Annotated in this window: 11 protein-coding genes; 1 reads left to right on the forward strand and 10 read right to left on the reverse strand. The window is 67.2% G+C overall.

The window, feature by feature from the left end:
• Window positions 1-80 precede the first annotated feature (80 nt).
• The 7 genes from atpE to IRZ30_RS12910 all read right to left on the reverse strand — a co-directional run bounded on the left by atpE (window position 81) and on the right by IRZ30_RS12910 (window position 5,431).
• A complete protein-coding gene (atpE, locus tag IRZ30_RS12880) occupies window positions 81-335 on the reverse strand; it encodes an ATP synthase F0 subunit C (protein WP_294085722.1) in 255 nt (84 codons plus the stop codon).
• 94 nt (window positions 336-429) lie between these two features.
• On the reverse strand, window positions 430-1,269 hold the full coding sequence (atpB, locus tag IRZ30_RS12885) for a F0F1 ATP synthase subunit A (protein ID WP_294085724.1): 840 nt from the start codon (window positions 1,267-1,269) through the stop codon (window positions 430-432).
• Window positions 1,269-1,577, reverse strand: a complete 309-nt coding sequence (locus tag IRZ30_RS12890; protein WP_294085726.1) for an AtpZ/AtpI family protein — start codon at window positions 1,575-1,577, stop codon at window positions 1,269-1,271. The genes atpB and IRZ30_RS12890 overlap by 1 nt, the downstream gene beginning before the upstream one ends.
• A gap of 80 nt (window positions 1,578-1,657) precedes the next feature.
• Window positions 1,658-3,319 carry a CTP synthase gene (locus IRZ30_RS12895; RefSeq protein ID WP_294085728.1) on the reverse strand — a complete coding sequence of 554 codons (1,662 nt, stop codon included), beginning with the start codon at window positions 3,317-3,319 and terminating at the stop codon, window positions 1,658-1,660.
• A 103-nt stretch (window positions 3,320-3,422) separates the two neighbouring features.
• Window positions 3,423-4,058 carry an MBL fold metallo-hydrolase gene (locus IRZ30_RS12900; protein ID WP_294085730.1) on the reverse strand — a complete coding sequence of 212 codons (636 nt, stop codon included), beginning with the start codon at window positions 4,056-4,058 and terminating at the stop codon, window positions 3,423-3,425.
• Between the two features lie 147 nt (window positions 4,059-4,205).
• On the reverse strand, window positions 4,206-4,646 hold the full coding sequence (locus IRZ30_RS12905; protein ID WP_294085731.1) for a thioesterase family protein: 441 nt from the start codon (window positions 4,644-4,646) through the stop codon (window positions 4,206-4,208).
• 116 nt (window positions 4,647-4,762) lie between these two features.
• Window positions 4,763-5,431, reverse strand: a complete 669-nt coding sequence (locus IRZ30_RS12910) for a RecX family transcriptional regulator (RefSeq protein ID WP_294085732.1) — start codon at window positions 5,429-5,431, stop codon at window positions 4,763-4,765.
• A 159-nt stretch (window positions 5,432-5,590) separates the two neighbouring features.
• Between IRZ30_RS12910 and IRZ30_RS12915 the strand changes: the two genes are divergently transcribed.
• A complete protein-coding gene (locus IRZ30_RS12915; protein WP_294085733.1) occupies window positions 5,591-6,181 on the forward strand; it encodes a YdcF family protein in 591 nt (196 codons plus the stop codon).
• A gap of 12 nt (window positions 6,182-6,193) precedes the next feature.
• Here the strand turns inward: IRZ30_RS12915 and IRZ30_RS12920 are convergent, their stop codons facing one another.
• The 3 genes from IRZ30_RS12920 to IRZ30_RS12930 form a co-directional block, all read right to left on the reverse strand.
• Entirely contained in the window at window positions 6,194-7,015 is an 822-nt protein-coding gene (locus tag IRZ30_RS12920) for a site-2 protease family protein (protein ID WP_294085734.1), read from the reverse strand.
• Between the two features lie 273 nt (window positions 7,016-7,288).
• Entirely contained in the window at window positions 7,289-8,263 is a 975-nt protein-coding gene (locus IRZ30_RS12925; protein WP_294085736.1) for a hypothetical protein, read from the reverse strand.
• An 888-nt stretch (window positions 8,264-9,151) separates the two neighbouring features.
• The coding region (locus tag IRZ30_RS12930; protein WP_366945347.1) for a helix-turn-helix domain-containing protein at window positions 9,152-9,325 on the reverse strand (174 nt) is incomplete at its 5' end.

Genomic DNA, 9,325 nt, shown 5'->3' on the forward strand with positions numbered 1-9,325 from the left:
TTTTTTTTTTTACGGCCCCGCCGCTTGGGGGGCGGGGGGGGGGGGGACCCCCCCCCCGGCCCCCCCCCGGGCGGCACGCACTACAGGACGAAGGCAATGACGATGGCAATCACGAACGCGTAGATGGCGACCGCCTCGGCCAGGGCGGCACCGATGATCATCGTGATACGGATCGCGCCCTCAGCCTCAGGGTTGCGACCGAGAGCCTCCATGGCCCCCCGCACCGCCATACCAATACCCAGGGCCGGACCCAGCGAGCCAAGCCCGATAGCCAACGCGGCGGCCATCGGCACAATCACGGCTGGGTCGGTCACGTTGGCGAACACGCTAGACATCCTCCTCCCATCGGCCCGCACGCGCGCACCGACGATCGTCTAACACCCAGACCCTCGCCCCTTCGGGCGACCGTCCACACATTCCGGACGCACGCTAGTCGCCGCCGCTCGTCGCCGGCGTGACTGCGTGCTGAGATCCCTCCGCTTCGTGCACCGCGTCCTCGGCATGATCGTCATGCCCATCCGCGGTGGCCAAGACGATGTAGATCAACGTCAGCAGTGCGAAGACCAGTGCCTGGATGAACCCGAACAGGACCTCCAGGTACAGGAAGATCACCGGAATCAGAAGCCCCACCACGGTGATCTTGATGGCGTTCGCCATCGCGTACATCACGGTGAGCAGCACCTCGCCGGCAAAGATGTTGCCGAAGAGTCGGAAGGAGAGCGAAATGATGCGGGAGAACTCACCGATGACTTCGATGGGGAACAAGAACGGCGGGTTGGCCATGTGCTTGATCCGGCCCCCGACGCCATGGGCGCGGATGCCCGCCACCTGGACCACCAGGAACGTCACGACCGCCATCGCCAGCGTCATGTTGAGATCCGCGCTCGGCGGGCGGAACAACGATCGCTCGAGGTGCCCGTGCTCATCCACGTACCCAATCGTGCCGATCCCGGGCAGCAGCCCGGTGTAGTTCGACACGATGATGAAGATGAAGAGACCACCGACCAGCGGGAAAATGGTCCTGCCGGCGCGCTTCCCCGCGGCACCCTCAACCATCCCGAGGATGAACTCGGCGGCCATCTCGAACACCGACTGGACGAAGCCGGGGACAAGCGTGGCGCGACGGGCGATGACGGCGCCGACGATGACCAGCGCGGCCATGACGATGAGCATCGTGAGGAAGGAGTTCGTGATGTTGAGCGTCAGCCCCGTCCCGGGAATCGAGACGGACCAGAGCGTCTCCGGTGCTACCGCGACATGAACTTCCATCAAGGCTCCTCTTCGTTCGGCTCCGTCTTCGCCGACCGCTCGATTGCATCATGTCCGCGTACACGAATCAACCCCTTGTCCGAGCGACTAATCACTGCTAGCTCGTACAAGAGGTAACCCGCTGCGGCGATGCCGAGCCCCACCCCGATCAGGGTGAAGATGGGCGCTGTGTCCAGCCAGCGGTCCAAAAAAAGCCCGCCCAGGATGCAGATCAACAAACTGCTGACCGTCGAGCACCCTAAACCACTGGCCGTGCCAATGGCACGCCAATCGCGCTCGCTGCCAAGTTTCCTGAGCGGGTCCGCCATCAGCACCCCGCCAACTTTGAGAATGCTATCACAATCTCCCCGGACCGCGCAATCAACCTCGCTCCTCGTCGTGCGCGTCGCTAGTCGTTGGCCGTCGTCGGGGCCGCTTCCATCTCACGCAGCGGCAGCGGCCGCTGATCGCCCTCCCGCAGTGCCTCCAGCGCCGCGCCGACGAAGCCTTCGAAGAGCGGGTGCGGCCGGGTCGGCCGGGACTTGAACTCCGGATGGAACTGCACGCCAACGAACCACGGGTGATCCCGCAACTCCATGATCTCGACCAGCCGGCCGTCGGGCGACGTCCCCGAGACGATCAGCCCGGCTTCCTCCAGGCGCGGCAGGTACTCGTTGTTGATCTCCCAGCGGTGCCGGTGCCGCTCGTCCACCATGTCCTGCCCGTACGCCTCGGCAACCCGCGTGCCCGGAACAAGCCGGCACGGGTACAGGCCGAGCCGCATCGTCCCGCCCAAGTCCACGCCGCGCTGGTCCGGCATCAGACCGACTACCGGGTGCGGCGTCGCCGGGTCGATCTCAGTAGTGTTGGCACGCTCCAGCCCGAGTACGTTGCGCGAGACTTCGATCACCGCCATGTGCAAGCCGTAGCACAGGCCAAGATACGGGATCTTGTGCTCGCGGGCAAAGCGCACCGCCGCCAGCTTCCCCTCGACACCCCGCGCCCCGAAGCCGCCGGGGACGACGATCCCGTACGCCCGCCGGAGTTGCTGTTCGATGCTCTCCGGGGTCGACAGCTCCGAGTTGACCCAGATCACGTCGACGGCCACGTCGTGGGCGAGGCCGGCATGGGTCAGGGCCTCGACGACGCTCATGTAGGCATCGTGCAGATCGACGTACTTGCCGACCAGGGCGATCTCGACCCGCCGCCGCGGATGCTTCAGCCGGTGGACGATGTTCGCCCACTCGTTCAGGTCCAGCGGGGTGTCCGCCCAGCCGAAGTGCTCGGCGATGTAGCGGCCCAGGCCGGCCTCTTCCAGCATCAGCGGCACCTCGTAGATCGTCTCGGCCGTGGGCAGTGGGATGACGGCGTCTTCGTCCACGTCGCAGAAGAGCGCGATCTTGGCCTGCACATCCGGCGGCACCGGATGGTCGGACCGGCAGACGATCACGTCGGGCTGGATGCCGATCGCGCGCAACTCCTTGACACTGTGCTGGGTCGGCTTGGTCTTCAACTCGCCGGTGCTGCCGACGAGCGGCAACAGCGTGACGTGGATGTAGAGGACGTTGCGCCGCCCCTCCTCCTTGCGCATCTGGCGGATCGCCTCCAGGAACGGCTGGCCTTCGATGTCGCCGACGGTGCCACCCACCTCGACGACCACGACGTCGGGTTGCCGCTCCTCCGCCACCAGACGGATGCGATCCTTGATCTCGTTGGTGATGTGGGGGATGACCTGAACCGTGCCGCCGAGGAAGTCGCCCCGGCGCTCCTTGGCGATGACGGCCGAATACACCTGGCCGGTCGTAACGTTGGAGGCGCGACTGAGGTTTTCGTCGGTGAATCGCTCGTAGTGGCCGAGGTCGAGGTCGGTCTCAGCCCCGTCGTCAGTAACGAAGACTTCGCCGTGCTGGAAGGGGGACATTGTGCCGGGGTCGACGTTGAGGTACGGGTCGAGCTTCATAATTGCGACGCTGAGTCCCCGACCCTTGAGGAGGCGACCGATCGAGGCGGTCGTGATCCCCTTACCGACTGACGACACAACCCCACCGGTCACAAAGATGTACTTTGGCATCCCCGTTGCCCTTCTGCGCCACGTCGGCGAGAGCCACCAGTCTCATTGAAACCGCCGCGTCCTCCGCTCGCGTCCCGCCACGCCACGAGCGAATCGCGTGCCCTCACGGCTGTAGCAGCACCACCTCCACCGTCTCACCAAGGTCCGACTTCCGGATCGACACCCGGTCGCGCGGCTCAACCCCCGCGGCCCCCATCGCCTTCAGAAAACGGTCGACCGGGTCACGATCGTGATCCCCCTCTGGCGTCCGGAACTGCATCGGGATCACGACCGAGGGCTCGATCTGGCCGATCACCTCGGCCGCGCCTGATGCGTCGAGCGTCGGCCCGCCGCCGACCGGCACCAACAGGACGTCGACGCCGTTGAGCGCCGCAGCCTCGCTCTCGCTCAACGTATGCCCCAGATCCCCCAGATGGCAGATGATCAGATCGTCGATCTCCACCGTATAAACCGTGTTCTTTCCCAGGCGCTTCCCGCCCTCGGCGTCGTGGTAGGTACGCACGCCCTGGATGAATACCTCGCGAATCTCGTACTCACCCGGACCCGAGATAAGACGGTAGCCTGGGCGGACCCGATCGACCGCGTTGTGGCCCGCATGATCGTGGCTGACCGTGACGATGTCCGCCTGTTGCAGTGGGAGCCGGTAGCCCGTCTCCGGCCCGACCGGGTCCATCAAGACCACGGCGTCACGGCCCCGGATCCGAAAACATGCATGGCCGAACCACTTGATCTCAGGCATCTATCGGCTACCCGTCCGAACGCTATTCGTCTGTCGAGTGGGCTTGTCTGGGAGATGTATCCCGCGGCCTAGGAGAGTATACCAACGCCGTTACAAGGGAACCAGTGGCTCAGCCACGACTCCCAGAGCCGCGCCCGCAGCACTGCATCACACCGCAACCGCATCGAAATTCGCCACCGCGTGGCGGATCGCCTCGGGGATCGGCTTGGATCGCCCCGCGTGGCGCACGTGGTTCACCAGCACCAGTCGCCCCCGCGCCAGCAGCGCGTCGTCGCGCTCGCGTACCACCACGGCCGCGAACTCAAGGCTGCTGTTGCCGATCCGCACGCAGCGCACCCCGACGCGGACCGTATCGTCGAGCCGCGCCGACCCGAGGTAGTCGATCTCCACCCGGCGGAAGACGGTGTCAAACTCGCCGCTGGGCTCCGTCTCGGACAACGGAATGCCCAGCGCGGCGAAGTACTCGTAGATCCCCTGGCTGAAATACTCGAGGTAGACGCCGAAGTAGACGATGTCCTGCCGGTCGACGTCGCGGTAGCGCACCCGGATCGAGTGCCAGAACCGGAACTGTTCCAGATCCTCGGCCACCGCCGTCCTCCCCTCGATCCCGATCGGAGCGCCGCGCCAGGTGAGTTCGGCCGGAATATAACAGTGTCCGGACAGCGCGGCAACGGCCACGCCCGGCTCGCTGTGCCCGGCCTGATCTACTCCGGCTCTGCCGCGTCCTCGTCGTCGCCGAGCACGTCGACCAACACCGCGCGGACGATGTCCCAGTCATAGCCGCGGCGCTGCAGGAAGCCGACCAGCCGCCGCCGCTGCACCAGCGGATCGAGCCCGCGGAGCGAGGCCACCCGTTTGCGCGCCAGAGCCAGCGCAGCCGGCAACTCATCCCCACCCGCCTCGTCGATCGCCTGATCGACCAAATCGGGGTCGACCCCTTTCGCGCGCAATTCCGCGCGGAGGCGCCGCCGTCCTCGTGGCTGGTGCTCGGCCCGGTTTTCGACCCAGAAGCGGGCGAACTCGGCATCATCGAGGTATCGCCACTCCTGGAGCCGTGCAACGGCCGCCTCGACGGCCTCGTCGCTGAATCCCCGCCGCCGCAGCCGATCGCGCACCTCCCGCTCCGAACGGGGTCGGTAGCCCAAGAAGTGCAGGGCGGCGTTGATCGCACGCGCGGCTTCGTCGGCGCGCAGCAGGGCGGCGACCTCGGCCTGGCTCAACGAACGCCCGACGAAGAGCCCCTCGCGCGCCGCGACCTCCCGCGCCACGCCGAAGGCGAACTGGCCGTCGAGGAAGATGCTGACGCGCTCCGGGTCACGGGCCTGGTCGGCGATCTCGGTGATCGTGCCGGAACGGATGTTCTCCTCAGCCATGCACCCAGTATGCCAGATCGTGCGTTCTACGGATACCTGGTCGGGGATGGTAGGATTCGGCCGGAAGGTGACGGGACACCACCTGGTTAGGTCCGCAGCGTGATCATAACCCCCAGCCGCAAGACAAGCCGTGTTCGGCAACGCTCCCGGTGGCGGGCCGTGCTGCGCGCGCTCTTCATCGTGATCGTCGCCGCCGTCCTGCTCGGCACGCTGGCCGCCGGGCTCCTTGCGCTGGCGGTTTACCACCAGGCACGCCAGGATGAAACCGCGGCTGCCGACGCCATCGTGGTGTTGGGCACGGCTCAGTTCGACGGCCGCCCCTCGCCGACCTTCCAGGCACGCCTGGACCACGCCCGGGAGCTCTTCGAAGCCGGCTATGCGCCGCTGATCGTCCTTACGGGCGGAGCCGCCGAGGGCGACTGGATCTCCGAGGCCGAAGCAGGGAAGAACTACCTCATCGAGCAAGGCGTGCCCAGCGGGGTCCTGCTGAGCGTGCCCGCGGGCCGCACGTCCAGCGAGAGCCTGCGCGAGGCGGCGCCGCTGCTCCGCGAGCGGGGCGTCGTCCGGGTCCTGCTGGTCAGCGACCCGTTCCACATGTTCCGCGTCAAGCGGATCACCAGGGATCTCGGCTTTTCGCCGCTGGCCTCGCCGACACACTCCAGTCCGATCCGCGAGGACAGCAGCCTCGAGTACCGCTACATGGCCCGAGAGATCGGGGCATATCTCGCCTACGTCTTCATCAAGGAGTAGCGCCGCGCGTCCCTACACCGATCGTACCGCGGACAACAGCGGGGTGAGGTGCAGCATCGCCGCCCCGAGGGCCACTGCCAACCCGAAGTACACCGCCGATACGACCGCCCGCTGCGCGAGGGGTACGCGGTAGTACGCCGGATCAGCCTGGGTACGCCGCCAGATGGTGATCAGCTCGCCGGCCGCGAACACGCCGATCAGGATGAATACCGGGCTGGGCATCCGGAACATGAGAACCCCGAGCCCGACCAAGCCCAGCAGCCAGAACCAGCGCGAGATCGCCGCCACGGCCCGGCCACCGTCAAGCGGCGGGATCGGCAGCAGGTTGAAGAGGTTGAGGACCACGCCGAGATAGGTCAGCACCAGCCACAGCCCATGGCCGCTGGCGAGGTACATGCCCCACGCCGCCAGCGCCCCGAGCGACCCGAGCACCGGCCCACCCAATCCGACCTTCGCCTCCATCACCGCGTCGCGCGGCAACTGCCGCATCCCAATGACTGCCCCCAGGAAGGGAATGAAGATCGGTGCGGTGGCCCGCACGCCGAAGCGGCGAAGCACCAGGACATGGCCCATCTCATGGACGAAGAGCAGGGCAACCAGGCCGATGGCAAACTGCCAGCCGAAGGCGAGGGCATAGGCCGCGACGCTGACCAGGGCGCTGGCCATCGGAGCCAGCAGGCCCTTCCCTTTCGAGAGGATGCCGACGATCGCCACCAGCGGCGCGAGCCAACGGCGAATCCGGCTCGACGCACGCCTCGGTGCCTCCTCGATGATGCCCGTCCCAGGATTTACTCGAAAGTCGGCCTCGATGACCTGATCGGGATCGAGCCGCATCCAACACCTCGTTCAGCCATTCACGTGGACCCGGCGACAGCCGGTCCGCGCGAACCTTGAGTCATTTCAACTCAAGCATACACCAGGCAGCCAACCCCGGCTATCGAGTCGTGGGACACGACGGCGGCCTTGGTCGATGCCGGGCTCTGGCGGCACCGGCGGCCGGAACAGCGCGTGCCCGCGACACTCCTGCACACGGCCGGCCACCCGGCCGAGCCGCTGCACCCGCGTATCCGCCCGACGGTCGCGGAGCGCACGCGGCATCTCATCCCATCACGTCGTCGGCGGCCCAGTCGGGAGGCGGACCGGCGCGTTCCAGGCGCGATACGTGATGGTCCAGGTAACGCCGTCCGGCATGACCCGTCGCAACTCCTGCGGGATCCCGGTCGCCGGATCCACCCGCAGGGTCGCCTCGCCGTCTCCGGACCGGCTGAGCCAGCGAAGGGTCACCGCCGGTGCCCCATCGACGATCGCCGGGTCGGCTGCGAGAGCGGCGGATGGGAGGAACGCTTGAATGCGCCCCGTCACTCCTTCGCTCTCGTCGACCGGGGTCCAGGCTCCACCGCGGCCCTCCCATGAACGGTCACCGTTCGTGATGAAATCGCGTGTCTCTCGCCCGCTCGGACTGGTGTAGGTCGTTGCGCCGGCGAGTCGATCCTGCTTGAGGTCGAAGGTCATCACTGTCTCGGCGATGTTCCCATTGCCGTAGTCAATCCGTGCGACGATCTGGCCCGTCTCGAGCTCGGTCTCGACCTCAGACACGCGCTGGACCCACTCGGCAGCCGTCAATGGCGGCGCCGCGGGAGGAGGAATCGGGAGGTTGTTTGGGAGAGCGGCGACCCCTCCCGCCGGCTGCGGTTGCATCGCGTTGGCCTGGTCGATGCCGACGCCCGCAACCGGCGTGAACGACACACCCGGGCCCGGCGGTCGAATCGAGCGCGTTACGATGTGTCCCTGCAGCGAACCGATGGCGAAGAGGACGCCGAGGAGCATGATCGCACCGGCGGCTAGGGAGATGGCCGCCAGGAGCATCGGGTTGCGCCTGGCGAACTCGGAAACCAGCCTGACCGGAGCTGCCAGTTGCCCGGCGGAAACCCCCGCCTCGCCAGCACCCCCCGGAGCGGTGAGACGCCGCAACCGCGGCGGCTCGAGCTCGCCCAGATGCGTGAGCACTTCCTCGATTTGGTGCTCCGCCGATTGGGCCGCTCGTGCGGCACCCGCGTCACTCCCCGAATCGGAGTTCGGCACGTTGTCTGTTGGATTCCGCCCGTTGTCGTTCACGGCACGCCGTCCGGCCCGTCCACGTTGGTGAGGAACCTCAGAGTCACCATGCCAAGCACTGCTTCCGCTCCGATCTCACGGAAAGACGCCGAGTCGGTCCCGACCCGTCTCCGTCGCCACGGTCTTATGTTGATCCAGGGCTTCCCCGGAGAGACTCCGCCCCGGCTCCGGCCACCCGGCAAGTCCTGGCGGAAGAGTTGTTCGACATCAATCCGGTGAACGCTACGCGGCGCGAAGCCAGCTTCGTCGCTTGGTCCACGCCGATCGGGTCAGTGGCACGGTCACACCCACACGCCGCCCCGCGCCCTAAATCGGGCCGGGTGAGGCAGCCACCACGGGTGCGCCCCGGCGAGGGCCCCGCCTCGTGTGGCGGTACGTCCCCGCATGCCACTGGCGCGTCATCCGATCGTGCGGGTATCTGGGGGACGATGAGGTGCCATTGACCCACACCGGCCGGGTTCCGGCCGCACGGCACCGCAGTCCCGCCTACCCGAGCCCGCCGGGCAGCGACGCCCGTCGCCACCGCCGCGCTGCGGTGGCGGAGGTCGCAGGCGCGGGTACTCCGGGCGGCTCGCCCTTGATGCGAGCAGCGACCCGCTCGTCGTTCGACGCACCCCGATCGTAACGTTGCGGTCTAACTACTATGTGACAGCGAAGGAGTTTCGGCCTGACAGATTCGACGCACAGGAAGCCCGACCGCCCTGGTGGGCGGTCGGGTTGTCACTCCGAGGTTTGTGGCGCCGGCTGGTCGGACCGTTCGTCCATCGGAGCCGGATCGGGCGATTGGCCCGATGTGCTCCGCGCGGGAGAGTGACGTTGACGGAACGGCGCTTGGCCGCCCCGTACCTGGCCCGCTCAGCCCGCCGAGATGGCCGACGCCTGGTTGTCGCGCGCGGCGAGGATGGGGTCGAGCTGGGTGACGTTCGCCCGCGGAGTGGGGCGGAAGACGTAGCCCACGCCCCGCACCGTGTGCAGGTACTCCGGCGCCGCCGGATCCCGCTCCAGCTTCTTGCGCAACCGGCTGATGTA

Origin of the sequence: Sphaerobacter sp. (assembly GCF_019683595.1) — a bacterium.
Taxonomy (GTDB): Bacteria; Chloroflexota; Chloroflexia; order Thermomicrobiales; family Thermomicrobiaceae; genus Sphaerobacter.

What these genes read in the sequence shown, in the direction of transcription:
- atpE (WP_294085722.1), bottom strand. Translation starts at nt 335, where the DNA reads ATGTCTAGCGTGTTCGCCAACGTGACCGACCCAGCCGTGATTGTGCCG.
- atpB (WP_294085724.1), bottom strand. Translation starts at nt 1,269, where the DNA reads ATGGAAGTTCATGTCGCGGTAGCACCGGAGACGCTCTGGTCCGTCTCG.
- IRZ30_RS12890 (WP_294085726.1), bottom strand. Translation starts at nt 1,577, where the DNA reads ATGGCGGACCCGCTCAGGAAACTTGGCAGCGAGCGCGATTGGCGTGCC.
- IRZ30_RS12895 (WP_294085728.1), bottom strand. Translation starts at nt 3,319, where the DNA reads ATGCCAAAGTACATCTTTGTGACCGGTGGGGTTGTGTCGTCAGTCGGT.
- IRZ30_RS12900 (WP_294085730.1), bottom strand. Translation starts at nt 4,058, where the DNA reads ATGCCTGAGATCAAGTGGTTCGGCCATGCATGTTTTCGGATCCGGGGC.
- IRZ30_RS12910 (WP_294085732.1), bottom strand. Translation starts at nt 5,431, where the DNA reads ATGGCTGAGGAGAACATCCGTTCCGGCACGATCACCGAGATCGCCGAC.
- IRZ30_RS12920 (WP_294085734.1), bottom strand. Translation starts at nt 7,015, where the DNA reads ATGCGGCTCGATCCCGATCAGGTCATCGAGGCCGACTTTCGAGTAAAT.